Origin of the sequence: Streptomyces sp. NBC_00075, from assembly GCF_045041225.1 — a bacterium.
GTDB classification, from domain to species: domain Bacteria; phylum Actinomycetota; class Actinomycetes; order Streptomycetales; family Streptomycetaceae; genus Streptomyces; species Streptomyces adonidis.
The window spans coordinates 2,516,511-2,541,837 of record NZ_CP108243.1; the positions used below are offsets into that span (position 1 = coordinate 2,516,511).

The window sequence follows — 25,327 nt, forward strand, 5'->3', positions numbered from 1 at the left end:
TGCCCATCCTACGGGGGCCCACTGACTGCGAGGCACCGCTCAGTACACAGGAAGTGTCCTGGGACCCAGGTCGTCACGGACGGGCGGCGGGGCCAGCCGCACCGACGCCCCGAGCACGCTCAGCCCGTGCTGTGCGACGACCACCGGCTCCAGGGACACGGCGATCACCTCGGGGTGGTCGTCGACGAGCCGCGACACCCTGAGCAGCAGTTCTTCCAGCGCCCCGGTGTCGACCGGCGCCGAGCCGCGCCAGCCGAAGAGGAGCGGCGCCGTCCGGATCGACCGGATCAGTGAGGCCGCGTCGCGGTCGGTGACCGGTATCAGCCGGTGCGCGGTGTCCCCGAGCAGCTGCGAGGCGGGCCCGGCGAGCCCGAAGGACAGCACCGCGCCGGCCGCCGGGTCGATGACCGCCCGTACGACGGTGTCGACTCCCCGCGACGCCATCCCCTGTACGACGGGCCGCACCTCGTGCGGATTCCCGAAGAGGCCGGTCAACTCGGCGTACGCCCGCCGCAGTTGCTCCTCGTCCGCGAGATCCAGGCGTACGCCGCCCAGGTCGGCGCGGTGGCGCAGGTGCGGGGCGGTGGCCTTGAGGGCGACGGGGTAGCCGATGGTCCGCGCGGCGGCCACGGCGTCGTCGGCGCTCAGCGCGGGCAGGGCCCTGCGCACCGGGATGCCGTACGTCCCGAGCAGCTCGCACGTCTCGTCCGTACCGAGCGTGAGCCCCTGCCCACGCGCGAGGAGCCCGCCGATCAGCTCGGCGGCCCCCTTCTCGTCGATGTCCGCGTCGATGGACTCGGGCACCTTGCCGGGCTCGGCGACCTCCCGCCGCCACTGCCCGTACTTCACGGCTTCGGCGAGGGCGCGCACGGCGCGCTCGGCGGCGGGGTAGGCGGGGATGAGACGGGAGCAGGAGTCGGGGGTGGGCGGCGTTGCAGGGGCGGGCACCTCCGGTGCGGCGGGCTGCGGCGGTGCAGCACCCGCAGTGGGTGGCTGGGTTCCCACAGCCGCTGACGTCCCTGTCCTCGCTGCCGCGGTGGGCAGGCGTTCCGCAGGGCGGAACGGGTGGGCACCGCCCGCAACGCCGGGTGCCGTCGAACCCGCCTGTGGTGCGGTGCTCGCGGCAGCCGACAGCGCCTCCGCCAGCCCGCCCAACTCCACGTGCACCACCAGCACCGGCTTCCCCGGAACCTCCGCCGCGGCCGACCGAAGCGCCTCGGCCAACGCGGCGTCCCCGAGGGTGCCCTCCCCCACCGTGGGGATCGCGGTCACCACCACCGCATCGCACCCCTCGTCCGCCAACGCCTCCGACAGCGCCCGGCGGAAGTCCTCCGGCGACGCCCCCGTCGTCAGATCCAGCGGCGCGAGCGGCCGCAGGCCCTCCGACAGGCACGCGTCGTACGTCAGCAGCCCCAGCGACTCCGAGTTCCCCAGGATCGCCACCCGCGGCCCGGCGGGCAGGGGCTGCCGGGCCAGCAGCAGCCCCGCGTCGACCAGTTCGGTGATCGTGTCCACGCGGATCACCCCGGCCTGCCGGAGCAACGCGGACACCGTCGCGTGCGGCAGCCGCGTGGCCCGTACGGCATGCCCCTGTGGAGCGGCGCCGCCGTGCCGCGCCCCCTGGACGACCACCAGCGGCTTCGCCGCCGCCGTGCGCCGCGCGAGGCGCGTGAACTTGCGCGGGTTGCCGATGGATTCGAGGTACATGAGGACGACGTCGGTGTCCGGGTCGTCGTACCAGTACTGGAGTACGTCGTTGCCGGACACGTCGGCCCGGTTGCCGGAGGAGACGAACGTCGACACTCCCGTGACCCCGGTGACGCCTCCCCCGCGCCGGTGCAGCCGGGAGAGGAGGGCGATCCCGATGGCGCCGGACTGCGCGAACAGGCCGATCCTGCCGGGCCTCGGCATCTCGGGGGCGAGCGACGCGTTCAGCCGGACGTCCTCGGCCGTGTTGATGACGCCGAAGGCGTTGGGGCCGATGATGCGCATCCCGTACGTGCGCGCGTGCCGTACGAGTTCGCGCTGCCGCTCCCGCCCTTCGGGGCCGCTCTCGGCGTACCCGGCGGAGACCACGACGAGGCCCTGCACCCCGTGCTCTCCGCACTCGGCGACGACATCGGGGACGTACTCGGCCGGGACGGCGACGACCGCGAGGTCGACGGAGCCCTCGATCTCCCGCACCGACCGGTGGGCCGGCACCCCGTCGATGTCCTTCTGCTCCTCCGGGAAGGCACTGTTGACCGCGTACAGGTCACCGGTGAAACCGGCGTCCCTGATGTGGTCGAGAACGCTGCGGCCGACGCCGCCGGGGGCACGGCCGACGCCGATGACGGCCACCGCACCCGGGACGAGCAGCCGTCGTACGGAGCGTGCCTCGGCCCGCTGCTCCCGCGCGCGCTGGACGGCGAGTGAGCGGTCGGTGGGCTCCAGGTCGAACTCCAGGCGGACGACGCCGTCCTCGAAGCTGCGCTTCTGGGTGTACCCGGCGTCCGTGAACACCTTGATCATCTTGGTGTTGGCCGGCAGGACCTCGGCGGCGAAGCGGCGGATGTCGCGCTCGCGGGCGACGGCCCCGATGTGTTCGAGGAGGGCCGAGGCGACACCCCGGCCCTGGTGGGCGTCCTGCACCAGGAAGGCGACCTCGGCCTCGTGGGCGGGACCGGACGCGGGCAGGCCGTCGGCATCAATGCGGTCATAGCGTACGGTGGCGATGAACTCGCCGCCGACCGTGGCCGCGAGCCCCACCCGGTCCACGAAGTCGTGGTGGGTGAAGCGGTGGACGTCCTTTGCGGACAGGCGCGGATAGGGCGCGAAGAAGCGGTAGTACTTCGACTCGTCCGAAACCTGCTCGTAGAAGCTGACCAGCCGGTCGGCGTCGTCCGCGGTGATGGGCCGGATGCGGGCGGTGCCGCCGTCGCGCAGCACGACGTCCGCCTCCCAGTGGGCGGGGTACTCGTGCCGGTCCGACGAGTTCTGCATGCGCCCCAGAGTACGGCTCGCGTACGACAACGTCGCGAGGCAGTCTGTGGGGACCGAAGTCGGGCCCAGGCCGGGGTCCGAACGCGGTTCCGGGACAGGTTTCCACCTGCCTCCCGGAACGCTTCACGCTATGGAACAATGGTCTAGACAACCCTGAGACAGTGAAGGGCAGCATCACATGGCTGAGCGCCGCGTCAACGTCGGCTGGGCGGAGGGCCTCCACGCCCGCCCCGCCTCCATCTTCGTCCGTGCGGCCACGGCCGCCGGCGTCCCCATGACGATCGCCAAGGCCGACGGCAACCCCGTCAACGCGGCCTCCATGCTGGCGGTCCTCGGCCTGGGTGCCCAGGGCGGCGAGGAGATCGTCCTCGCCTCCGAGGCGGAGGGCGCCGACGCGGCGCTCGACCGCCTGGCGAAGCTGGTGGCCGAGGGACTCGAGGAACTTCCCGAGACGGTCTGAGAAATTGAAGGCGCCGACTGCCGCGGTCAGCCGTCGCCTCAAAGGCACCACCCGCACACGTGAAGGGCTCACCCGGAATTCCGGGTGAGCCCTTCACGTTTATCGTTTATGGGCAGCAGAAATAATCCCCCGCGAATTCCACCCTCTTTGTATACGGCGCCCGTGTTAATGACGCAGGCCCGTCATGTTTACGGGATGTTGCGAAGTCCTCACACGCTCCGGGCGGTCTCCGCCGCCCGGAAAGCGCAGCCGGTGCGCGCCGGTCGCCCGCTCGGTGTGCAGCGCCGTGACGGCTCGCGCCCGCTCACTGTCGCCGCGCGCCACGGCGTCCACGATCGCCCCGTGCTCGGTCCAGGACTCGACGGGATTGGCCGGGGCCTCCACCGCGTACATCCAGGCGATCTTGTGCCGGAGCTGGGTGAGCGTCGAGGTCAGGGCGTGGCTTCCGGAGGCCTGGGCGAGCGTCTCGTGGAACCAGCCGCCCAGGGAGCGCAGATCCTCGCTGTTGCCCCTCCTGGCCCGCTCCTGCCCCAGCCTGACCAGGCCGCGCAGCACTTTCAGATGGGCCTCGGTGCGTCGCTGGGCGGCCCGGGAGGCACCCAGCGGCTCCAGGAGCATGCGCATCTCCAGCAGGTCGGAGGCCTCCTGCTCGGTCGGTTCCGCGACGCACGCGCCCGCGTGCCGCCGGGTGACCACGAAGCCCTCGGCCTCCAGGGTGCGCAGGGCCTCGCGGACGGGGACGCGCGAGACGCCGTACCGGCGCGCGAGCAGTTCCTCGGTGAGCCGGCTGCCGCGCTCGTAGACACCGGCGACGATGTCGTCCCGGATCGCCGTGCATACCGAGTGCGCCGGAATACGCATGTCCGACCTCCGCTTTAATCCCCGTGAAACGTCGACGATTGACGTGTGTTCAGTGACTCTATTGCAGAGAACCGGAATTTCCGACGGCAGGCCGGAATCCGGGGATATTTTTTGGACACAGGGCCGTCGGAAACGCCGAAAGCCCCGGCTCGGGGAGCCGGGGCCACGACAAGAGATGCGCGTGGTTGTCAGACGTTCACACCGTGCGAGCGGAGGTAGGCGACGGGGTCCATGTCCGAGCCGTACTCCGCGGTCGTGCGGGCCTCGAAGTGGAGGTGCGCACCGGTGACGTTGCCGGTGGCCCCGGAGAGACCTATCTGCTGCCCCGGGGTGACCGTCTGGCCGACGGACACGTTGATGGACGACAGATGACCGTACTGAGTGTACGTACCATCAATCATCTTGATCACGATGTTGTTGCCGTAGGAGCCGCCCCAGCCCGCCTCGACGACCGTGCCGGAGCCCACCGCGTGGACGGTGGTGCCGGACGAGGCGTGGAAGTCGATGCCGGTGTGGCTGCCGGAGGACCAGACGGCGCCGCCCGCCTTGTAGCCGGTGGAGATGTACGAGCCGGAGATCGGGGCGACGAAGGTGTTGAGGCGCTTGCGCTCGGCCTCGCGGGCGGCGCGGGCCTCCGCCTCGCGTGCCTCCTTGGCCCGCTCCTCCGCCTCCTTCTTCGCGGCGGCCAGGGCGCGTTTCTCGGCTGCGACGGCCCGCTTCTCGGCGGCGGCCTTCTCGGCGGCCTGCTCCTGGGCGGCGGCCTGCGCGTCGATCTTGTCGGCGAGCGTCTCGCCGATGGAGATCACCGGAGTGAGGCCGGTCTGCTCGACCGTGGACTCTGCGGCGAGCGCCGGGGCGGCGAGGCTGCCGACGGCGCCGGTGGTGGCGAGGGCCGCGACGCCTGCCGCGCGGACGGTGGTACGGGTGACGAGGCTGGGGCGGCGGGGACGACGGTGCTTCCCGGTGGCGCGGGTGAACGCCATGTAGTGGCTGGTCCTTTCCTTCCTTCTCGCCTACCGGGTTAGCTGACGGGTTCGGAGCAGGAAGGTCTCCTACGGACCCCCTCGCTGGGCGCGCGGGCGTCCGATTCACCCCAGGGACTGCACAGTGTGGGTCCCCGGCTCCCCTGGCTCGCGCCATGTGGGGACTCGGCGATGACTGTCCGGGTGCCGCGGCTGCGGCGTGGTGCGTGACGGACAGCCGGACCGACGCTAAGCCGCGTAACTTTCAATCAACAAACCGATCACGGGTTTTGTAGCGCATGCCACAGGGCAGACGGTCAACCTCTCCATCAATACGGGCAACTTGCCCATCAATATGGACAAGAGGGGCCCGGTGACGCTTCCGTCACCGGGCCCCTGTCGTGCATCGCGGTGCCGCTACTCGGCGGAAACGACGCTCACTTCGCCGATGCCGAGGGCCCTGACGGGCTCCTCGATCGTCGCCGCGTCACCGACGAGGACCGTCACCAGCCGGTCCACCGGGAAGGCGTTCACGGCCGCCGCGGTGGCCTCCACGGTGCCGGTGGCGGCGAGCTGCCGGTACAGCGTGGCCTGGTAGTCGTCGGGCAGGTGCTGCTCGACCTGGTCGGCCAGCGTGCTCGCCACGGCCGCCGCCGTCTCGTACTTGAGCGGGGCGACGCCCACCAGGTTCTGCACCGCGACATCGCGCTCGGCGTCGGTGAGCCCCTCGGCCGCGAGCGTGCGCAGCACCTTCCAGAGGTCCTCCAGGGCGGGACCGGTGTTCGGCGTGTCGACGGAGCCGCTGATGGCGAGCAGCGCGGCGCCCGTGCCGTCCGGGGCCGAGCGCAGGACCTGGCCGAACGCCCGCACACCGTAGGTGTAGCCCTTCTCCTCGCGCAGGACGCGGTCCAGGCGGGAGGTGAGGGTGCCGCCGAGGCAGTACGTGCCGAGGACCTGGGCGGCCCAGACACGGTCGTGCCGGTCGGCGCCGATGCGGCCGATGAGCAGCTGGGTCTGCACGGCGCCCGGGCGGTCCACGATCACGACGCGGCCGGTGTCGTCGGCGGTCACCGGCGGCACGGGCCGCGGCTGGGCCGTCGAACCGGTCCACGCCCCCAGGGTCTCGCCGAGCAGCGCGTCCAGGTCGACGCCGGTGAGGTCGCCGACGACCACGGCGGTGGCCGTGGCGGGGCGGACGTGCCTCTCGTAGAAGGCGCGTACGGCCGCGGAGTCGATCTTCGCGACCGTCTCCTCGGTGCCCTGGCGCGGCCGGGACATGCGCGAGGTCTCCGGGAACAGCTCCTTGTAGAGCTGCTTGGCGGAGCGGCGGGCCGGGTTGGCCGTCTCGTGCGGGATCTCGTCGAGCCGGTTGCGCACCAGCCTCTCGATCTCGCTGTCCGCGAACGCGGGTGCCCGGAGGGCGTCGGCCAGCAGACCGAGCGCCTTGGGGAGCCGTGACACGGGGACTTCGAGGCTGAGGCGGACGCAGGGGTGGTCGGCGTGCGCGTCGAGGGTGGCGCCGCAGCGCTCCAGTTCGGCGGCGAACTCCTCGGCGGAGTGCTTGTCGGTGCCTTCGGAGAAGGCCCGGGCCATGATCGTGGCCACGCCGTCGAGACCGGCCGGCTCGGCCTCCAGGGGAGCGTCGACGAGCACCTCGACGGCGACGATCTGCTGGCCGGGGCGGTGGCAGCGCAGGACGGTCAGGCCGTTGTCGAGCGTGCCGCGTCCGGGGGCCGGGAAGGCCCAGGGCCTGGCCTCGCCCGCCTGGGGCTGGGGGTGGAACTTCATCGTGGTGAGCTCGGTCACTTGGCCGCCTCCTCGTCCTTGTCGCCGGCTTCGACCGTGGCCTCGGCCTCGGGGTCCTCGGGGGGATCCGCGTCCTCGGCGGTCTCTCCGGCGACCGGCTCGTAGACGAGCACCGCGCGGTTGTCGGGGCGCAGCCGGTCCTTGGCGGCCTGCTGGACCTCCTCGGCGGTCACCTCCAGCACGCGCTGGACGGCGGTCAGCGCGAGCTGCGGGTCGCCGAACAGCACGGCGAAGCGGCACAGTTCGTCGGCGCGGCCCGCGACCGTGCCGAGACGGTCCAGCCACTCGCGCTCCAACTGGGCCTGGGCGCGCTCCATTTCCTCGGCCGTGGGGCCCTCGGCGGCGAACCGCGCGAGTTCCTCGTCGACGGCGGCCTCGATGACCGGCACCTCGACGTCCGCGGAGGTCTTCACGTCCAGCCAGCCCAGGGAGGGCGCTCCGGCCAGTCGCAGCAGGCCGAAGCCGGCCGCCACCGCCGTACGGTCGCGCCGTACGAGCCGGTTGTAGAGGCGGGAGGACTCGCCGCCGCCGAGGACGGTGAGCGCCAGGTCGGCCGCGTCGCACGCGCGCGTGCCGTCCTCCGGGAGCCGGTAGGCGGCCATCAACGCGCGCGCGGGGACCTCTTCGACGACGACCTCGCGCAGCTGCTCGCCGATGATGTCGGGGAGGGCGCCGGAGCGCGGCGCGGGCTTGCCGTCGTGCCCGGCGATGGAGCCGAAGTACTTCTCGACCCAGGCGAGCGTCTCCTCGGGGTCGATGTCCCCGACGACCGACAGGACGGCGTTGTTGGGCGCGTAGTAGGTCCTGAAAAACGCCCTTGCGTCCTCCAGGGTCGCCGCGTCCAGGTCCGCCATCGAGCCGATCGGCGTGTGGTGGTAGGGGTGGCCCTCCGGGTAGGCGAGGGCGGTCAGCTTCTCGAACGCCGTCCCGTAGGGGACGTTGTCGTAGCGCTGCCGGCGTTCGTTCTTGACGACGTCCCGCTGGTTCTCCATGGACTCGTCGTCGAGGGCCGCGAGCAGCGAGCCCATGCGGTCGGCCTCCAGCCAGAGGGCGAGCTCCAGCTGGTGGGTGGGCATGGTCTCGAAGTAGTTGGTGCGCTCGAAGCTGGTGGTGCCGTTGAGCGAGCCGCCCGCGCCCTGGACCAGTTCGAAGTGGCCGTTGCCCTTCACCTGGCCCGAGCCCTGGAACATCAGGTGCTCGAAAAGGTGAGCCAGGCCCGTACGGCCCTTGACTTCATGGCGTGATCCGACGTCGTACCAGAGGCACACCGCCGCGACCGGGGTCAGGTGGTCCTCGGAGAGCACCACGCGCAGCCCGTTGGCGAGGCGGTGCTCTGTCGCTGTCAGGCCGCCGGAGCCTGCCTCGGCTGTGGCCGTGTGACCCATGGGCATGTACGTCCCTTCGATCGCGGATGCGGTTGTTGCAACCGCTGATTTCCTGCCGGTCCTGCCACTGTATGCAAGCGTGCGGAGTGCTGGCGAAGTTCCCGGCGGACGTACGCCGACAGCGAGATTCCGCAGCTTCGGGACGGTACGTTTCAGCAACGGCGCCCACCGTCGAACACCGCCGCAGGCACGGGCCTTGGTCCGCGTTGTCAGTGCGGCAGTCCACAATGGTCCGCGTCAGATCCCGTTCACGTCCCAGCAAGACACCGACTCAAGCACCCCGTAAGCGAACGACCAGGAAACAGAAGGAGCCGGCAGCGATGGCCCGCCGCAGCACGAAGACCCCGCCGCCCGATGACTTCGAGGAGCGGATCCTCGACATCGACGTCGTCGACGAGATGCAGGGCTCCTTCCTCGAGTACGCGTACTCGGTCATCTACTCCCGAGCCCTGCCCGACGCCCGCGACGGCCTCAAACCCGTACACCGTCGCATCGTCTACCAGATGAACGAGATGGGCCTGCGCCCCGACCGCGGCTATGTGAAGTGCGCCCGTGTCGTCGGCGAGGTCATGGGTAAGCTCCACCCGCACGGCGACTCGTCGATCTACGACGCCCTGGTGCGGCTCGCCCAGCCCTTCTCCATGCGTGTACCGCTGGTCGACGGCCACGGCAACTTCGGTTCGCTGGGCAACGACGACCCGCCGGCCGCCATGCGGTACACCGAGGCCCGGATGGCCGACGCGACGTCCCTGATGACGGAGTCCATCGAAGAGGACACGGTCGACTTCGCGCCGAACTACGACGGCCAGGAGCAGGAACCGGTGGCGCTGCCCGCCGCCTTCCCGAACCTGCTGGTCAACGGCGCGTCGGGCATCGCGGTCGGTATGGCCACGAACATGCCGCCGCACAACCTGGGCGAGGTCATCTCGGCCGCCCGGCACCTGATCCGCTATCCGAACGCGGACCTCGACACCCTGATGCGGCACGTCCCGGGCCCCGACCTGCCCACCGGCGGCCGGATCGTCGGCCTCGCCGGCATCAGGGACGCGTACGAGACGGGCCGCGGCACGTTCAAGATCCGCGCCACGGTGTCGGTGGAGAACGTGACGCCGCGCCGCATGGGCCTGGTCGTCACCGAACTGCCCTTCACCGTCGGCCCGGAGAAGGTGATCGCCAAGATCAAGGACCTGGTCGGCGCGAAGAAGCTCCAGGGCATCGCCGACGTCAAGGACCTCACCGACCGCAACCACGGCCTGCGCCTGGTCATCGAGATCAAGAACGGCTTCGTGCCGGAAGCCGTCCTGGAGCAGCTCTACAAGCTGACGCCGATGGAGGAGTCCTTCGGCATCAACAACGTGGCGTTGGTGGACGGCCAGCCCCTCACGCTCGGCCTCAAGGAGCTCCTGGAGGTCTATCTCGACCACCGCTTCGAGGTCGTGCGGCGCCGCTCCGAGTTCCGCCGCGGCAAGCGCCGTGACCGGCTACACCTGGTCGAGGGCCTGCTCACCGCGCTGGTGGACATCGACGAGGTCATCCGGCTGATCCGCTCCAGCGACAACTCCGCGCAGGCGAAGGAGCGCCTGATGGAGCGCTTCGGCCTGTCCGAGATCCAGACGCAGTACATCCTGGACACCCCGCTGCGCCGGCTGACCCGGTTCGACCGCATCGAGCTGGAGTCCGAGAAGGACCGGCTGGCCGCCGAGATCGCGGAGCTGACCCGGATCCTGGAGTCGGACGCGGAACTGCGCAAGCTGGTCTCGACCGAACTGGCCTCGGTGGCCAAGAAGTTCGGCACCGACCGGCGTACGGTCCTGCTGGAGTCGGCCGGTGCCGCCACCGCCGCCGCGGTCCCGCTCCAGGTGGCCGACGACCCGTGCCGGGTGCTGCTGTCCTCGACGGACCTGCTGGCGCGTACGGCGAACGGCGAGCCGTTCCCGGCGGACGAGGACGGCCGGCGGACGAAGCACGACCTGATCGTCTCCGCGGTCCCGGCGACGGCGCGGGGCGAGGTGGGCGCGGTGACGTCGGCCGGCCGCCTGCTGCGCATCAACGTCATCGACCTGCCCCAGCTCCCCGACACGATGGCGGCGCCCAACCTCTCGGGCGGCGCCCCCCTGTCGGAGTTCCTGTCCCTGGAGGACGGCGAGACGGTGGTCTGTCTGACGACGCTCGACGAGTCCTCCCCGGGTCTCGCGATCGGCACGGAACAGGGTGTCGTCAAGCGGGTGGTCCCCGACTATCCCTCCAACAAGGAGGAGTTGGAGGTCATCACGCTGAAGGAGGGCGACCGGATCGTCGGCGCCGCCGAGCTGCGTACGGGCGAGGAGGACCTGGTCTTCATCACGGACGACGCCCAGTTGCTGCGTTTCCAGGCCGCCCATGTCCGTCCCCAGGGCCGCCCGGCCGGCGGTATGGCGGGCATCAAGCTGACGGACGGCGCCAAGGTGATCTCGTTCACGGCGGTGGACCCGGCGGTGGACGCGGTCGTCTTCACGGTCGCGGGTTCGCGCGGCACGCTGGACGACTCGGTGCAGACGACGGCGAAGCTGACCCCGTTCGACCAGTACCCGCGCAAGGGCCGCGCCACCGGCGGTGTCCGCTGCCAGCGGTTCCTGAAGGGCGAGGACTGTCTGTCCGTGGCCTGGGCGGGCCCGGCACCGGCACGCGCGTCCCAGAAGAACGGCACGCCGGCGGAACTCCCGGAGATGGACCCGCGCCGCGACGGCTCGGGCGTGTCGCTGCCGAAGACGGTGGGTGTGGTGGCGGGCCCGCTGTAGACAGGCCCGGCGCAGGTCAGCCGATCTCTTCGGAGCCCTCCGGGCTCGGCTCCTGTACGTATCTCAGGACGCCCCACATGCTGTGCTCGTCGGCGTGTGGGGCGTCGTCCATGCAGGCCTCCAACTCCTTGCCGAGGGCGGGCAGTCCGATGCCGGACCCGATGAGGACGAGCCGGCTGAGCCGGTCCTCGCCGTCGCCCCAGGGCTCGGGATAGAACCGCAGGAACGGCCCGACGGCATGCACGGCGTACCGGTTGCGCGGGTCGTGCGGCCCGAAGTCGACGTACCCCTTGATGCGGTAGAGCCCTGTGGGCCGGCTGTCGAGGAACTCCATGAGCCGACGCGGGTCGAGAGGCGTCGAGGAGCTGAAGGAGAGACTGTCGTAGGCGGCGTGCAGATGCCCGGAGTGGCCCTGCCCCCCGTCCTCCCCGTCCTCCCCGTGATCGTGCAGGTCGTCGAAGGACAACTGCCCGATACGTTCCTCGGTCGGCCGGCAGTCGAAGAGGAACTCGGGGTCCACGCGCCCGTAGTCGGCGGGGACGACGGCGGCGCGGTCGACCAACCCACGGACGATCCCGAGAACCCGCTCACCCCCGTCAGCGACCTGCCCGACCTTGTTGACGACGACGAGATCGGCGAGGGCGAGATGGCGGTCGATCTCGGGATGCTTCGCCCGCGTGTCGTCGAACTCGACGGCGTCGACGACCTCGACGAGCCCTCCGTACACGACCCGGGGATTCTCACTGGCGAGCACCATGCGGACGAGTTCCTGCGGTTCGGCGAGTCCGCTGGCCTCGATGACGATGACGTCGATCCGGGCCGAGGGTTGAGCGAGTCGATCAAGATAGACATCAAGTTCACTCGCATCAACAGCGCAGCACAGACACCCGTTCCCCAGGGAGACGGTGGAGTCTCCCAGGGCCCCCGCGACCGCCATGGCGTCGATCTCGATGGCCCCGAAGTCATTGACGAGAGCCCCAATACGGCTGCCACCGCTGCGGTGCAGGAGGTGGTTGAGGAGGGTGGTCTTGCCGGAGCCGAGAAAGCCGGCGAGAACGATGACGGGGATCTGGTGACTGCTCGGACCCGGACCCGGCTGACTCAATCTGCGACCTCTCTCACGCGGACGCGCACACCGGCTCACGGCCGCGCGCACGTACGGGGAACGAATGCCGCCCCAGGATACGAGCCGGAGGAATCGTCCCTGAGTGAACGATTGTTAGCAGCCGGGGCGGGGCACACGTCTGACATGGCGCCGGAGTGTGCGACCCTCGCTTCCTTCCGTGCGCCTCCTCTCCGCCTCCCCCGCCGATCAGAGCCACTCGGCACTCTGGAGGCGGCAAGCGCCGCCCATCGCTCGCCGGTCCCCCTCCGTCGACCCGCATTCCGACGACCGGCGGACGGCCGCCTGATTCGGGGGTTGACATGACCATACGGAAGAGCGTGATGCGGGGACTCGGCCCTGCCCTGGCAGCGGGCCTCGGCCTGATGACAGGCGCCCTCGCCACCCTGGCCGCGCAGCGTCACGAGTTCGACTCACTGCGCATGCGGCTCGAATCCCTGGAACAGGTGGCGCTCACGCAACGCCACACCAACCTGGCACACCAACAGCGCCTCCACTGGGAACTGCTGAGCAAGGCCATCGACAGTCCCGATCTGGCCGAGGTGCTCGACATCTTCGAAGTACCGGCTTCCCCGCAGAAACGGAAGCAGTACCTCTTCGCCAACGCCCTGTACACCAATGCCCTTTTCTACTACCGCATCGGCAACCTGAGTCGCGAGGAGTTCTTCGGGCACCTACGCGGTCACCTCCAGAACCCCGTATTCAGGGAGTACTGGTACGCGACGCGAGGGCAGCGGGCGACCATCCCGGACGATTCGGACGAGGCCGAGTTGGGGCACATGATCGACGACCTCCTGCGCCAACTGGAGGATGCGGACATCGACGAGTGGTGGGTGGTCGGCGATCCCCCGGGCTCCGACGAGTAGCGCACACCAGAAATCACACCCACGGGCCATAACGAACGGGTCAAGTTCCCAGTTGTCCCAGGCGGCACTGGGGTTGACTCACACGTGATCGCGCAGGGCAACTCCACAAGACCGTCGCCCACGCCGCCGGACATCGACGCGCACGCCCCACAGGGCCGCCTTCGTCCCGCAGCAGTCGTGCGCAGACTTCTTTCCGCCCGCGAGACGTGAAAAGGAAATCAACAGTGAGCAAGATTGTCCGTCGGATCGGTGTGCCTCCTGTCGACCGGGGGAGCACAGGGGGCGGAAATTGCCCCGATATCTTCGAGTTGTCCGACGGAAGTTTCGCTGTCATCGGCACCGATGCCACCGAATCACTCGACCCCGGCCTTCCTTCCGATGCGTCTCGCGCCGACTACGAAAGAATCGTAGTCATTACTCGCGAAACCCTTATTCGTGCCAAGGCCGACATTCCAGATCTCTGAGCACCGACCGGACGAGCTGACCCGGCCCGCTCGACGCGGCGCCGGGTCGCAGTCGTTCAGGCGACGGCCGGCACCGCCACCGGCGGCACAGGCCCCACATACCGCGCCGCCGGCCGAATGATCTTCGAGTCCTCCGCCTGTTCCAGGATGTTGGCGCTCCAGCCCACCACCCGCGCCGCCGCGAACGTCGGCGTGAACATCTCGCGTGGCAGACCGCACAGCTCCATGACCACGCCCGCGTAGAACTCGACGTTCGTGTGCAGTTCCCGGCCCGGCTTCAGTTCGGCCAGGATCGCCTCCACCCGCCGTTCGACCTCGACCGCCAGATCCACCAGTGGGCCGCCGAACCGCTCGGCGATGCCCCGGAGCATGCGGGAGCGGGGGTCCTCGGTGCGGTAGACCGGGTGACCGAAGCCCATGATGCGGTCACCGGCGAGGACGCGTTCGCGGATCCAGCCGTCGATGCGGTCCGCCGTGCCGATCGCATCCAGGGTGTCCAGCGCACGGCTCGGGGCACCGCCGTGCAGCGGACCCGACAGGGCTCCCACCGCTCCCACCAGAGCCGCCGCCACATCCGCCCCGGTCGACGCGATGACCCGCGCCGTGAATGTTGATGCATTGAATCCGTGGTCAATGGTTGAGATCAAGTATTGCTCGATCGCCCTGGCGTGCAGCGGCTCCGGCTCCGCCCCCGTCAACATGTACAAGTAGTTGGCCGCGTACGGGAGGTCGTCCCTCGGTTCCACGGGATCAAGGCCCCGACCCAGCCGGTACAGCGCCGTCAGCACGGTCGGTACGGCCGCCGAGGCGACCAGCGCGTCCGCCCGCCGCCGCTCCGCGTCGATGTCGTACACGGGCCGGAAGCCCTTCGCCGCACCGAGCAGCGACAGCGCCGTACGCATTCCGGCCAGCGGTCCGGACCGGCCGCTCGCCGCCGCGATCGCGGGCAGCGCCGCCCGCACCTCGTCGGGCAGCCGCCGCAGCGCCGCGGTCTCGGCGGTGAAGGCGGCGAGACGGTCCGCGTCCGGCAGGTCGCCGTGGACCAGGAGGTGCCACACGTCCTCGAAGCCGCGGGTCTGCGCGAGTTCGACGGCGGAGTACTCGCGGTAGTGGTAAAAGCCCTCACGCCCCCGGACGTCACCAATTCGGGTGTCGGTGACGACGACGCCCGCGAGCCCTCGCGGTACGTCGACAGCGGTGATCGCCGCTGTAGCGGCCTGGTTGATCGGCATGATTCCTCCCTGAACTTGATTCGACTGTCCATGATTGACTGAAACGATGTCAATATTGATCGAATCAATGCTCAGTCCATACGGATACGGTGACCCTCATGCGCGATCAAGAACCCGCCCCCGACCACACCGGCCGGCGCCTGAGCACCAAGGAGACCGCCGAGCTGCTCGGCGTGAAGCCCGAGACCGTGTACGCGTACGTGAGCCGCGGTCAGCTCAGCAGCCGACGTGATCCCAGTGGCCGCGGCAGCACCTTCGACGCCAAGGAGGTGGAGGCGCTCGCCCGCCGCAACAAGCGGGAAAGCGCCGGGAGTTCGGGCTCCGGCGGCGAGCTGTCGGTACGGACCCGGCTCACCCTCATCGACAAGGACCGGTACTACTTCCGGGGCGTCGACGCCGCCGAACTGGCCTCGCGTCACTCCTACGAAGAGGTCGCCGAGTGGCTGTGGACCGGCACCCTGCGCCCCGGGGTCACCTTCACCGCCCCCAAGGCCTCCGTCGCCGCCGCCCGCCGCTCCGTCAACGCGCTGCCCGAGCACAGCGACCCGGTCGACCGGCTCCGCGTCGCCGCGATCGCCGCGGCGGCGGCCGACCCGCTCCGCTTCGACCTCTCCGCGGACACCGTCCTGGGCACCGCCCGCACCCTCATCCCCACCCTCGTCGCCGCCCTGCCGACACTCTCGCCGGGCCACCGCGACGAGGGCCCGCTGGCCCACCGCCTCTGGACCCGGCTCGCCTTCCGGGTCCCCGACGAGGCGTCGCTGCGCACCCTGGACACGGCTCTCGGCCTGCTCGTCGACCACGACCTGGCCGCCTCGACCCTCGCCGTGCGCGTCGCCGCGTCCGCCCGCGCGCACCCCTACGCGGCCGTCTCGGCCGGCCTCGGCGTCCTCGAAGGCCCGCTGCACGGCGCCGCCAGCGGCCTGGCCCACAAGATGCTCCTGGCCGTGCTGGAAGAGGGCGACGCGGCTCCCGTGGTCGCGGACGAGCTGCGCGCGGGCCGCCGCGTCCCCGGGCTCGGCCACCGGCTCTATCCCGGCGAGGACCCACGCGCGCGTGCCCTCTTCGCCCTCCTGGAGGAGATGCCCCAGGCCGAGCCCGCCCTCGCCGCCGCCCGCGACGTCGTGACCACCGCCGCCCGCCACACCCCGCTGCACGCCAACGTGGACCTCGCCCTGGCCGTGTTCACGGTCGCCAGCGGCATGGGCGCGTCGGCAGGCGAGACGATCTTCGCCGTGGCCCGTACGGCGGGCTGGATCGCGCACGCCCTGGAGGAGTACGACGAGCGCCCCCTGCGGATGCGCCCGTCCGGGACCTACGTGGGCGAGCGCCCTCCACAACCGCTCCCGGAGTAGCCCGACCCCGCCCGGAGCCACCCCCAGCCACCGTCAACCACCCTCAACCGCCCTGAACCCCCCGTTCCGCGCGGCTGGAAGTCGTCCCGCTCCAAGTCAGGTTAGGCTCACCTCTGTGAGTAGGTGCGCGACCGTCTCCCGGGACCTCGACGAGCCCATCGCGGGAACCGCGGCGACCGCGAGGACATGGCTGCTGCTGGAGCAGCCCGGCCCCTGGGGTGCCCAGGCACTCACCATGAGCCACCTGGACCCCGCACTCGGCCGCGCCCTGGAGAAGGCCGCGGAGGGCACCGGCGTACGGATCGCGCTGATCCGCCGCCCCGGCCGCCACGCCGACTTCGGGACCCCCGCCGTACGGCAGGTGTACGTAGCCCACACCACGCCAGGAAACGCCTGGCTGCACGGCGCCACGACCCGCACCCCCGAGCAGTTGCTCGGCCTCGACTTCGGCGCGCTCGGCACGGGCGACCCGCGATCCTTCGACGCCGCGCTCCAGGGGCAGCCCCACACCGGCGATCCCCTCGCGCTCGTCTGCACCAACGGCAAGCGCGACCGCTGCTGCGCGTTGCTCGGCCGTCCCCTCGCGGCCGAACTGGCCGCCTCCGGGGTCGAGGGTGCCTGGGAGGTCACGCACCTCGGCGGACACCGTTTCTCCCCGACGCTGCTCGTCCTGCCGTACGGCTACGCCTACGGCCGCGCCCAGGCGCCGCACGTCAAGGAGATCCTCCAGGGCGTGCGCGAAGGGCGTGTCGTCGTGGAGGGCTGCCGTGGCGGCTCCGCCTGGGAGCGGCCCGGACAGGCCGCGGAACTCGCCGTCCGCTCGGCGGCGCGCGAGGACACGGCGGACGCGCTGAGCGTCGTGCGGACGGAGGGCTCGGCCCCGCTCTGGGAGGTGACCGTCGCGCACACGGACGGGCGCCGGTGGAGCGTCGAGGTCGCCCAGAGCGCCTCCGCACCGCCTCGTCCGGAGAGCTGCGGGTCGGCGCTGGGTTCGCCGGCGCGGATGGACGTGGTGTCGGTGCGCGAACTGGAGCCGACGGCTCCCACACGCTGATCGAGCAACGTAGAAGACAGCCGTCGTCCACCCGTCAGGCACCCCGTACACGTATTGATCAAGGGATCCACGTCACACCCCACTACGGCAGAACCCACTCGTCCCCGTACCTTCATGGGTATGAGCCCCACTCCCCCCGTACGCCGCCTGCGCCTCGGTCTGCCGCGGCGGATGTTCTCGCAGGTACTGCTGATGCAGGTGGCGATCGCCGCGGGAGTCGCGGTGCTCGCGACCGGGCTGTTCCTCGCACCGCTCAGTGATCAGCTGGACGACCAGGCGATGCGTCGGGCGCTGGCGATCGCGCAGACCACAGCGGCCCAGCCGCAGATCGCCGAGGATCTCCAGGGCAGCGAGCCGTCGGTCGACGGGCCGGTGCAGACCGAGGCGGAGCGGATCCGGAAAGCCAGCGGGGCCGAGTACGTCGTGGTGATGGACATGCGGGGCGTGCGCTGGTCGCACACGGACCCGAAGGAGATCGGCAAGGTCGTCTCCACCGACCCCCGCGAGGCCCTGGCCGGCAAGGAGGTCATGGAGATCGACAGCGGCACCCTGGGCCGCTCGGCCCGGGGCAAGGTGCCGCTGCGCGACACCGGCGGCAGGATCGTCGGGGCGGTCTCGGTCGGCATCGAGTACGACAGCGTGCGCGCCCGGCTGATCCACGCGATCCCGGGACTGTTCGCGTACGCGGGCGGCGCCATGGCCGTGGGCGCCCTGGCCGCCTGGGTGATCTCCCGGAGGGTGCACCGGCAGACGCGGGACCTGGCCTTCTCGGACATCGCGGCACTGCTCGCGGAACGCGAGGCCGTCCTGCACGGCATCCGCGAGGGTGTCGTCGCCCTGGACCGCGCGGGCCGCGTCCGGCTCCTCAACGACGAGGCGCAGCGCCTGCTGGGCATCGGCGAGGAGGCCGTCGGCCGCTCCCTGGACGAGGCGCTCGGCGCCGGACGTACGACCGATGTGCTGGCCGGCCGGGTGACCGGCACCGACCTGCTCACCGTGCGCGGCCAGCGGGTCCTGGTCGCCAACCGCATGCCCACCGACGACGGGGGCGCCGTCGCCACCCTGCGCGACCGCACCGAGCTGGAGCAGCTCGGCCGCGAACTGGACTCCACGCACGGTCTGCTCGACGCCCTGCGCGCCCAGGACCACGAACACGCCAACCGCATGCACACCCTGCTGGGGCTGCTCGAACTGGAGATGTACGACGACGCCGTGGAGTTCGTCGGTGAGGTGGTCGGCGACCACCGGGCCACCGCGGAGCAGGTCGCCGAGAAGATCCGCGATCCGCTGCTCGCCGCGCTGCTGGTCGGCAAGGCCACCGTGGCGGCGGAGCGCGGTGTCGCCCTGTGGGTCTCGGACCGGACGCTGCTGCCGAACCGGCTGATCGACCCCCGGGAGCTGGTCACGGTCGTCGGCAACCTGGTCGACAACGCGCTGGACGCCGTCGCCGGCACTCCGCACGCGCGCGTGGAGGTCGAACTGCGTGCGGAGGGCCGTACCGCGGTCCTCAGAGTGCGCGACACCGGGCCCGGGATCCCGGCGGAACAGCGCGAGTTGATCTTCACGGAGGGGTGGTCCACGAAGAAGCCCCCGGCGCACGGCAAGCGCGGAATCGGGCTCCCCTTGGTACGCCGGCTCGCGGAGCGGCAGGGCGGCAGCGCGCGCGTGGCCGACGCCGAGGGCGAGGGCGCGGAGTTCACCGTCGTGCTGCCTGAGGCACTCGCGGAGCCGGACCCGGCGCCGGAACAGGAGCAGGAGCGAGTCCCGGACACGGGACGACCCCTGGAACCGGCCGCCAGCACAGCCACCACCACCCCCGTCGCCGCCGAGGAGGAGTCGAGATGATCGAGGTCCTGGTAGTGGACGACGACATCCGGGTGGCGCGCGTCAACGCCGCCTATGTGGAGAAGGTGCCCGGCTTCCGTGTCGCGGGAGAGGCGCACAGCGCGGCCGAGGCACTGCGGCAGCTGGAGGCGCTGCCACAGCTCGATCTCGTCCTGATGGACCACTACCTGCCCGACGACACGGGCCTCTCGGTCGTCCAGGAGATGCGTCGGCGCGGCCACGAGACCGACGTGATCATGGTGACGGCGGCCCGGGACGTGTCGACCGTGCAGGCGGCGATGCGGCAGGGGGCGCTTCAGTATCTGGTCAAGCCGTTCGCCTTCGCGGGACTGCGCTCCAAGCTGGAGGCGTACGCGGAGCTGCGCCGCACCCTCGACGGCGGCGGCGAGGCCGAACAGGCCGAGGTGGACCGGATCTTCGGCGCCCTGTCCTCCGGCCCCGAGCCCGAACTGCCCAAAGGGCACTCCCCCACCACCGCGGAGCTCGTGCGCCGCGCCCTGGTGAACGCCGAGGGCCCCCTGTCCGCCCAGGAGATCGCCGAACGGACAGGGGTGAGCCGCCAGACCGCCCAGCGCTACCTGAAGCTCCTGGAACGCACTGGACGAGCCAGACTGACCCTCAAGTACGGCGACGCGGGCCGCCCCGAACACCGTTACGTGTGGGCGACCCGCCCCTGAGGAACCCGGAGGACCGACAGCGGAGGACCACAGATGTGGCGCATGCCACAACATCCGCCTTCTGGGCGCAAACCGCTCCTCTGCTTGCAAGAGTGGTCCGATGATTGACGTCCTGGTGGTGGACGACGACCTCCGAGTCGCGGAGATCAACACCAAGTACGTGGAGAAGGTCCCCGGATTCAGAGTCGCCGCCCGTGCCCACAACGCTGCCGAGGCCCTGGCCGCCGTACAGCGCGGCACCATCGACCTGGTCCTGCTCGACCACTACCTGCCCGACCGGACGGGACTCGAACTGGTCCACCGCATGCGGGAACAGGGCCACTGCACCGATGTCATCATGATCACCGGGGCGAGTGACGTGGTGACCGTGCAGGCCGCGATGCGCCTGGGCGCCCTGCACTACCTGGTCAAGCCGTTCACCTTCACCGCGCTGCGCACCCGCCTGGAGTCCTACGCCGCCCTGCGCCGCACCGTCGACCACGTCGGCGACCGGAACCACACCTGCCAGGAGCAGGTCGACCAGATCTTCGGCGCCCTGCGCACCCCGCCCGCCCCCGCCGCCCCCGACCTGCCGAGCGGCCACTCGGAACCGACCACGGACCTCATCTGCGGCGTCCTCCACCGCGCCGGCCACGCCCTCTCGGCCCACGAAGTGGCCGCCGAGACGGGCCTGAGCCGCTCCACGGCCCAGCGCTACCTCCGCCACCTGGAACAGGCGGGCCGCCTCCGCCTCTCCCTCAAGTACGGCGACACGGGCCGCCCCGAACACCGGTACGTATGGGTGGCCCCCTGAGCGGCCCGCCTGCCCTTCACGGTCGTACGACAGTGAAGAAGTCGTACGACCGTGAAATCGCCGCCCGTTAAACAGCCCCCGCCCCCGTGAGCGACCGCACCTCGGTCTCCGCGTGCTTGGCCGCGTCCGGCTCCTCCGCGGAGGTGACCGTGCCGAGCCAGCCCGCGAGGAATCCCAGCGGGATCGAGACGAGCCCCGGGTTCTGCAACGGGAAGTACTGGAAGTCCACGCCGGGGAACAGGGATTCGGGGCTCCCCGACACCACGGGTGACAGCAGCACGAGGACGACCGACGGAACCAGCCCCCCGTACACCGACCACACCGCGCCCCTGGTCGTGAAGCCGCCCCAGAACAGCGAGTAGAGCAGCACCGGCAGATTCGCGGAGGCCGCGACGGCGAAGGCGAGGCCCACCAGGAAGGCGACGTTCAGGTCGCGGGCGAGCAGGCCGAGGGCGATCGCGACCACACCGATGCCGACCGCGGCGGTACGTGCCACAGCCACCTCGCTGCGCGGCTTGGCACGCGGGCGACGCAGCGACGCGTACAGGTCGTGGGCCACGGACGCCGAGGACGCGAGCGTGATGCCGGCGACCACCGCGAGAATCGTTGCGAAGGCGATGGCGGCGACGATCGCGAACAGAACCGTTCCGCCTGTGGAGTGCGCGCCACCGCCCAGATCGAGGGCCAGCAGTGGCACCGCAGTGTTCCCGGCGGCGTTCGATCCGCGGACCGCCTCGGGTCCCACGATCGCCGCCGCGCCGAAGCCGAGGACGATCGTCATCAGGTAGAAGCCGCCGATGAGCCCGATCGACCAGACGACCGATCGACGGGCGGCACGGGCGGTCGGCACGGTGTAGAAGCGGGAGAGGATGTGCGGCAGCCCGGCGGTGCCCAGCACGAGTGCGAGGCCCAGGCTGATGAAGTCGAAACGCGAGGTCCAGTCGCCGCCGTACCTCAGTCCGGGGGCGAGGAACGCGTCACCGTGACCGCTGCGCTCGGCCGCCGTGCGCAGCAGCTGGTCGAAGTCGCCGTGGAACCGCACCAGCACCAGCACGGTCAGTGCGATCGCCCCGCCCATCAGCAGGACCGCCTTGACGATCTGGATCCACGTAGTGGCCCGCATCCCTCCCAACGACACATAGATCACCATGAGCGCGCCGACCGCGATCACCGTCCAGGACTGCGCCGCCTCGCTCGTCCCGCCCAGCAGCAGTGCGACCAGGCTCCCCGCCCCGACCATTTGCGCCACCAAATACAGAACGGACACGGTGACCGAGGAAGTTCCCGCCGCGATCCGCACGGGTCGCTCCCGCATCCGCGAGGCCACGACGTCGGCCAGCGTGAACCGACCGCAGTTGCGCACCAGTTCGGCGACGAGGAACAGCACGACGAGCCAGGCGACCAGGAAGCCCACCGAGTACAGGAGTCCGTCGTAGCCGAAGAGCGCGATGAGGCCGGAGATACCGAGGAAGGAGGCGGCCGACATGTAGTCGCCCGCGATGGCAAAACCATTCTCCATCGGGGAGAACAGCCGGCCGCCCGCGTAGAACTCCTCCGCGGAGCCCTGCCGACGCCGGCTCACCCAGGTCGTGATGCCCAGCGTGACGGCGACGAACGCGCTGAACAGCATCAGCGCCAGCATCTGGTGATCACCCGTCACGATCCACCGCCCCTGAGGCCACGCGTCAGTTCCTGGGTGTCCCAGCGCAGATCGAGCGCGGCCCGGTCCCTGCGCAGCCGTGCGTGGCGGGCGTACGCCCAGGTGAACAGGAACGTCGTGAGGAACTGTCCGAGTCCCGCCAGCATCGCCACGTTCACCGCGCCCACCACGGGCCGGGCCATGAATCCGGGTGCCATGGTCGCCGTCACGACGTAACCCACGTACCAGGAGAAGAAGACGGCGACGCCGGGGATCACGAACCTCCGGTACCGGCCGCGCACCTCCTGGAAGGCCGCGCTGCGCTGCACCTCCAGATAGACGTCGGCCGCGCCGCCGCCCCGGCGCTCCTGTTCCCGGCGTGCGGGTGGGACGACGGTGGCGGGCGCGCCCGTGCCGTCCAACTCGCCCCAGCCGGAGGCGAGCGCGTCGTACCAGGGGTCCTCGAACGGCGTGTCCCCGCTCACCCCCGCGTGGGTGGGGACGACGTCACGACGTGCGTGGGTCTCGGCCGAACTCTCAGGGCCGCCCCCGCGTCTGCGCGGACGACCGGTGCTTGACTGCATGCCCAAGGATGGACAGAACGGGAAGATCCCCGACTCTTCTTCTCCCTGGGCTTCACCCCATTAGGTGATTCATTCCGTGAGATCGGTTTGCGGTGGGTCGGGCGTACGCCCCGGGGTGTACGCCCGACCCACCGCGGTCACGCGTCGATCCGGGACCTGTCCAGCGTCGCCGCCGAGCTGGAGATGAACTCCTTGCGCGGAGCGACGTCGTTGCCCATCAGGAGGTCGAAGACCTGCTCGGCGGACTCCAGGTCGGACAGGTTGATCCGCCGCAGGGTGCGGTGACGGGGGTCCATCGTGGTCTCGGCCAGCTGGTCGGCGTCCATCTCACCAAGACCCTTGTAGCGCTGGATCGAGTCCTTGTAGCGCACGCCCTTGCTCTGGAACTCCAGCAGCTTCTCGCGCAGCTCACGGTCCGAGTACGTGTAGACGTACTTGTCCTGGCCCTTCTTCGGCTGGACGAGTTCGACACGGTGCAACGGCGGCACCGCGGCGAACACCCGGCCCGCCTCGACCATGGGCCGCATGTAGCGGTGGAACAGGGTCAGCAGCAGGGTGCGGATGTGGGAGCCGTCAACGTCGGCGTCGGTCATCATGATGATCTTGCCGTAGCGGGCCGCGTCGATGTCGAACGTACGACCGGATCCGGCCCCTATGACCTGGATGATCGCGCCGCACTCGGCGTTCTTCAGCATGTCGGTCACGGACGACTTCTGGACGTTGAGGATCTTGCCGCGGATCGGCAGCAGCGCCTGGAACTCGGAGTTCCGGGCGAGCTTGGCCGTACCGAGCGCGGAGTCGCCCTCCACGATGAACAGCTCACTGCGCTCGACGTCGTCACTGCGGCAGTCGGCGAGCTTCGCGGGCAGCGAGGAGGACTCCAGGGCCGTCTTCCGGCGCTGCGCGTCCTTGTGCTGACGGGCCGCGATGCGCGTACGAGCGGCCGCGACGGCCTTCTCCATGACGACGCGGGCCTGCGCGGCGGCGTCCCGCTTGGTGGTGGTCAGGAAGTCCTTGAGCTCCTTGGACACCACGTTCGTCACGATACGGCGGGCCGCCGAGGTACCGAGCACCTCCTTGGTCTGGCCTTCGAACTGCGGTTCGGCGAGCCGCACGGTGACGACCGCGGTGAGGCCCTCCAAGGCGTCGTCCTTGACGATGTCGTCCTCGGCGACGCGCAGCAGCTTCTTGGTGCGCAGCACCTCGTTCATCGTCTTCGCGACGGCCTGTTCGAAGCCCGCGACATGGGTGCCGCCCTTGGGGGTGGCGATGATGTTCACGAACGACTTCAGGGTCACGTCGTAGCCCGTGCCCCAGCGCAGCGCCACGTCGACACCCAGCTCGCGGGTGACCTCGGTGGGGGTCATCTGGCCGTGGTCGTCCAGGACGGGGACCGTCTCCTTGAAGGTGCCCTGCCCGGAGAAGCGGAGGACGTCGCAGACCGGCTTGTCGGAGGCCAGGTACTCGCAGAACTCGCTGATGCCGCCGTCGAAGCGGAATGACTCCTCGCCCTTGCTGCCGCCCTCGCCGAGCCCGAACTCGTCACGGACGACGATGGTGAGGCCCGGCACCAGGAACGCGGTCTGCCGAGCGCGCTGGTGAAGGTTCTCCAGGGAGAGCTTGGCGTCCTTGAGGAAGATCTGCCGGTCGGCCCAGTAGCGCACGCGCGTGCCGGTGCGGGTCTTGGGGATCCGCTTGGTCTTGCGCAGGCCGCCCGTCTCGAACTTGGCGTCGGGACCGACGGCGTCGAAGGAGCCCGGCACACCGCGCCGGAAGCTGATCGCATGGGTGTTCCCCACCCGGTCGACCTCGACGTCCAGACGCGCCGAGAGCGCGTTCACCACGGACGCGCCCACACCGTGCAGACCGCCGGAGGCGGCGTACGAGCCACCGCCGAACTTGCCGCCGGCGTGCAGCTTGGTCATGACGACCTCGACACCGGAGAGGCCGGTCTTGGGTTCGACGTCGACGGGGATGCCCCGGCCGTTGTCCCGCACCTCGACGGAGCCGTCGTCGTGCAGGATGACGTCGATGTGGTCGCAGTAGCCCCCGAGGGCCTCGTCCACGGAGTTGTCGATGATCTCCCAGAGACAGTGCATCAGGCCGCGGCTGTCCGTCGACCCGATGTACATGCCCGGGCGCTTGCGCACGGCTTCGAGCCCCTCAAGGACGAGCAGGTGCCGCGCGGTGTAGTTGGAACCGTCCCGGTCTGCTCCTGCCAGCAGCGCTGTGGACGGCACGGACGTATCGGCGGTCACGCGGTTCGCTCCTCGCTGAATTTGAATTGGGGCCCTGATGGGTAAGGGCCCGGCTTCGGTAGCCGCTCAGAGGGTACCGAGGCCTGGTAGAGCCGATGTAACGCCACCCTCGTCATGAACTCACACTATTCCAGCGTCGCATGCTTGTTCGATCCCTCGATGGAGTGAAGTACATATCACGTTCCCTTCCAGGCATGAACCATT

General features: G+C 70.4%; 19 protein-coding genes and 1 riboswitch. Of the genes, 9 read left to right on the plus strand and 10 right to left on the minus strand.

Annotated elements, in window-relative coordinates; genetic code table 11:
* Positions 1–39 precede the first annotated feature (39 nt).
* Positions 40–2,982: a GNAT family N-acetyltransferase gene (locus tag OG787_RS10680; RefSeq protein ID WP_369029353.1), complete on the minus strand. Its 2,943-nt coding sequence runs from the start codon at positions 2,980–2,982 to the stop codon at positions 40–42.
* A gap of 178 nt (positions 2,983–3,160) precedes the next feature.
* Between OG787_RS10680 and OG787_RS10685 the strand changes: the two genes are divergently transcribed.
* A complete protein-coding gene (locus tag OG787_RS10685) occupies positions 3,161–3,442 on the plus strand; it encodes an HPr family phosphocarrier protein (protein WP_006379745.1) in 282 nt (93 codons plus the stop codon).
* A 165-nt stretch (positions 3,443–3,607) separates the two neighbouring features.
* On the opposite strand, the gene OG787_RS10690 is transcribed toward OG787_RS10685, so the two are convergent.
* The 4 genes from OG787_RS10690 to OG787_RS10705 all read right to left on the minus strand — a co-directional run bounded on the left by OG787_RS10690 (position 3,608) and on the right by OG787_RS10705 (position 8,462).
* Positions 3,608–4,303 carry a GntR family transcriptional regulator gene (locus OG787_RS10690; protein WP_369029352.1) on the minus strand — a complete coding sequence of 232 codons (696 nt, stop codon included), beginning with the start codon at positions 4,301–4,303 and terminating at the stop codon, positions 3,608–3,610.
* A gap of 188 nt (positions 4,304–4,491) precedes the next feature.
* Positions 4,492–5,286 carry a M23 family metallopeptidase gene (locus OG787_RS10695; protein ID WP_369029351.1) on the minus strand — a complete coding sequence of 265 codons (795 nt, stop codon included), beginning with the start codon at positions 5,284–5,286 and terminating at the stop codon, positions 4,492–4,494.
* 13 nt (positions 5,287–5,299) lie between these two features.
* Positions 5,300–5,467, minus strand: a riboswitch (cyclic di-AMP (ydaO/yuaA leader).
* Between the two features lie 215 nt (positions 5,468–5,682).
* The gene (locus tag OG787_RS10700; protein WP_369029350.1) at positions 5,683–7,071 is read right to left on the minus strand and encodes a M16 family metallopeptidase; all 1,389 of its coding nucleotides are present in this window, start codon (positions 7,069–7,071) and stop codon (positions 5,683–5,685) included.
* Positions 7,068–8,462: a M16 family metallopeptidase gene (locus tag OG787_RS10705; protein ID WP_369029349.1), complete on the minus strand. Its 1,395-nt coding sequence runs from the start codon at positions 8,460–8,462 to the stop codon at positions 7,068–7,070. The genes OG787_RS10700 and OG787_RS10705 overlap by 4 nt, the downstream gene beginning before the upstream one ends.
* A 314-nt stretch (positions 8,463–8,776) precedes the next feature.
* On the opposite strand from OG787_RS10705, the gene OG787_RS10710 reads away from it, so the two are divergent.
* Positions 8,777–11,233 (plus strand): DNA topoisomerase (ATP-hydrolyzing) subunit A, encoded by a 2,457-nt coding sequence (locus OG787_RS10710; RefSeq protein WP_405535032.1) that lies wholly within the window; start codon positions 8,777–8,779, stop codon positions 11,231–11,233.
* A 16-nt stretch (positions 11,234–11,249) separates the two neighbouring features.
* Here OG787_RS10710 and OG787_RS10715 read toward each other — a convergent pair whose 3' ends face one another.
* Entirely contained in the window at positions 11,250–12,338 is a 1,089-nt protein-coding gene (locus OG787_RS10715; protein ID WP_405535033.1) for a CobW family GTP-binding protein, read from the minus strand.
* A 320-nt stretch (positions 12,339–12,658) separates the two neighbouring features.
* Here OG787_RS10715 and OG787_RS10720 point away from each other — a divergent pair, with 320 nt between their 5' ends.
* Both OG787_RS10720 and OG787_RS10725 read left to right on the plus strand, forming a co-directional pair.
* Complete coding sequence (locus tag OG787_RS10720; RefSeq protein ID WP_405535035.1) at positions 12,659–13,222, plus strand: DUF6082 family protein; 564 nt, start codon at positions 12,659–12,661, stop codon at positions 13,220–13,222.
* Between the two features lie 224 nt (positions 13,223–13,446).
* Positions 13,447–13,686 carry a hypothetical protein gene (locus tag OG787_RS10725; protein WP_369029345.1) on the plus strand — a complete coding sequence of 80 codons (240 nt, stop codon included), beginning with the start codon at positions 13,447–13,449 and terminating at the stop codon, positions 13,684–13,686.
* 56 nt (positions 13,687–13,742) lie between these two features.
* On the opposite strand, the gene OG787_RS10730 is transcribed toward OG787_RS10725, so the two are convergent.
* Complete coding sequence (locus OG787_RS10730; RefSeq protein WP_405535036.1) at positions 13,743–14,918, minus strand: citrate synthase; 1,176 nt, start codon at positions 14,916–14,918, stop codon at positions 13,743–13,745.
* Positions 14,919–15,016: 98 nt separating this feature from the next.
* Between OG787_RS10730 and OG787_RS10735 the strand changes: the two genes are divergently transcribed.
* The 5 genes from OG787_RS10735 (at position 15,017) to OG787_RS10755 (ending at position 20,642) form a co-directional block, all read left to right on the plus strand.
* Complete coding sequence (locus tag OG787_RS10735; RefSeq protein WP_405535037.1) at positions 15,017–16,273, plus strand: citrate synthase; 1,257 nt, start codon at positions 15,017–15,019, stop codon at positions 16,271–16,273.
* Positions 16,274–16,388: 115 nt separating this feature from the next.
* Positions 16,389–17,327 (plus strand): sucrase ferredoxin, encoded by a 939-nt coding sequence (locus OG787_RS10740; RefSeq protein WP_405535038.1) that lies wholly within the window; start codon positions 16,389–16,391, stop codon positions 17,325–17,327.
* A 120-nt stretch (positions 17,328–17,447) separates the two neighbouring features.
* Positions 17,448–19,172 (plus strand): ATP-binding protein, encoded by a 1,725-nt coding sequence (locus OG787_RS10745; protein ID WP_405535039.1) that lies wholly within the window; start codon positions 17,448–17,450, stop codon positions 19,170–19,172.
* The gene (locus OG787_RS10750) at positions 19,169–19,849 is read left to right on the plus strand and encodes a response regulator (protein WP_369029340.1); all 681 of its coding nucleotides are present in this window, start codon (positions 19,169–19,171) and stop codon (positions 19,847–19,849) included. Before OG787_RS10745 ends, OG787_RS10750 begins: the two co-directional genes overlap by 4 nt.
* Positions 19,850–19,949: 100 nt before the next feature.
* Positions 19,950–20,642, plus strand: coding sequence for a response regulator (locus OG787_RS10755; protein WP_405535040.1), 693 nt, complete (start codon positions 19,950–19,952; stop codon positions 20,640–20,642).
* 67 nt (positions 20,643–20,709) lie between these two features.
* Here the strand turns inward: OG787_RS10755 and OG787_RS10760 are convergent, their stop codons facing one another.
* The 3 genes from OG787_RS10760 to OG787_RS10770 all read right to left on the minus strand — a co-directional run bounded on the left by OG787_RS10760 (position 20,710) and on the right by OG787_RS10770 (position 25,123).
* A complete protein-coding gene (locus tag OG787_RS10760) occupies positions 20,710–22,302 on the minus strand; it encodes a cation acetate symporter (RefSeq protein ID WP_369029338.1) in 1,593 nt (530 codons plus the stop codon).
* Entirely contained in the window at positions 22,299–22,865 is a 567-nt protein-coding gene (locus tag OG787_RS10765) for a DUF485 domain-containing protein (protein ID WP_369029337.1), read from the minus strand. Before OG787_RS10765 ends, OG787_RS10760 begins: the two co-directional genes overlap by 4 nt.
* A 137-nt stretch (positions 22,866–23,002) precedes the next feature.
* Complete coding sequence (locus OG787_RS10770; protein ID WP_369029336.1) at positions 23,003–25,123, minus strand: type IIA DNA topoisomerase subunit B; 2,121 nt, start codon at positions 25,121–25,123, stop codon at positions 23,003–23,005.
* Positions 25,124–25,327: the final 204 nt, after the last annotated feature.

What these genes read in the sequence shown, in the direction of transcription:
- OG787_RS10680 (WP_369029353.1), bottom strand. Translation starts at nt 2,982, where the DNA reads ATGCAGAACTCGTCGGACCGGCACGAGTACCCCGCCCACTGGGAGGCG.
- OG787_RS10685 (WP_006379745.1), top strand. Translation starts at nt 3,161, where the DNA reads ATGGCTGAGCGCCGCGTCAACGTCGGCTGGGCGGAGGGCCTCCACGCC.
- OG787_RS10690 (WP_369029352.1), bottom strand. Translation starts at nt 4,303, where the DNA reads ATGCGTATTCCGGCGCACTCGGTATGCACGGCGATCCGGGACGACATC.
- OG787_RS10695 (WP_369029351.1), bottom strand. Translation starts at nt 5,286, where the DNA reads ATGGCGTTCACCCGCGCCACCGGGAAGCACCGTCGTCCCCGCCGCCCC.
- OG787_RS10705 (WP_369029349.1), bottom strand. Translation starts at nt 8,462, where the DNA reads ATGCCCATGGGTCACACGGCCACAGCCGAGGCAGGCTCCGGCGGCCTG.
- OG787_RS10710 (WP_405535032.1), top strand. Translation starts at nt 8,777, where the DNA reads ATGGCCCGCCGCAGCACGAAGACCCCGCCGCCCGATGACTTCGAGGAG.
- OG787_RS10720 (WP_405535035.1), top strand. Translation starts at nt 12,659, where the DNA reads ATGACCATACGGAAGAGCGTGATGCGGGGACTCGGCCCTGCCCTGGCA.
- OG787_RS10730 (WP_405535036.1), bottom strand. Translation starts at nt 14,918, where the DNA reads ATGCCGATCAACCAGGCCGCTACAGCGGCGATCACCGCTGTCGACGTA.
- OG787_RS10735 (WP_405535037.1), top strand. Translation starts at nt 15,017, where the DNA reads ATGCGCGATCAAGAACCCGCCCCCGACCACACCGGCCGGCGCCTGAGC.
- OG787_RS10745 (WP_405535039.1), top strand. Translation starts at nt 17,448, where the DNA reads ATGAGCCCCACTCCCCCCGTACGCCGCCTGCGCCTCGGTCTGCCGCGG.
- OG787_RS10750 (WP_369029340.1), top strand. Translation starts at nt 19,169, where the DNA reads ATGATCGAGGTCCTGGTAGTGGACGACGACATCCGGGTGGCGCGCGTC.
- OG787_RS10755 (WP_405535040.1), top strand. Translation starts at nt 19,950, where the DNA reads ATGATTGACGTCCTGGTGGTGGACGACGACCTCCGAGTCGCGGAGATC.
- OG787_RS10765 (WP_369029337.1), bottom strand. Translation starts at nt 22,865, where the DNA reads ATGCAGTCAAGCACCGGTCGTCCGCGCAGACGCGGGGGCGGCCCTGAG.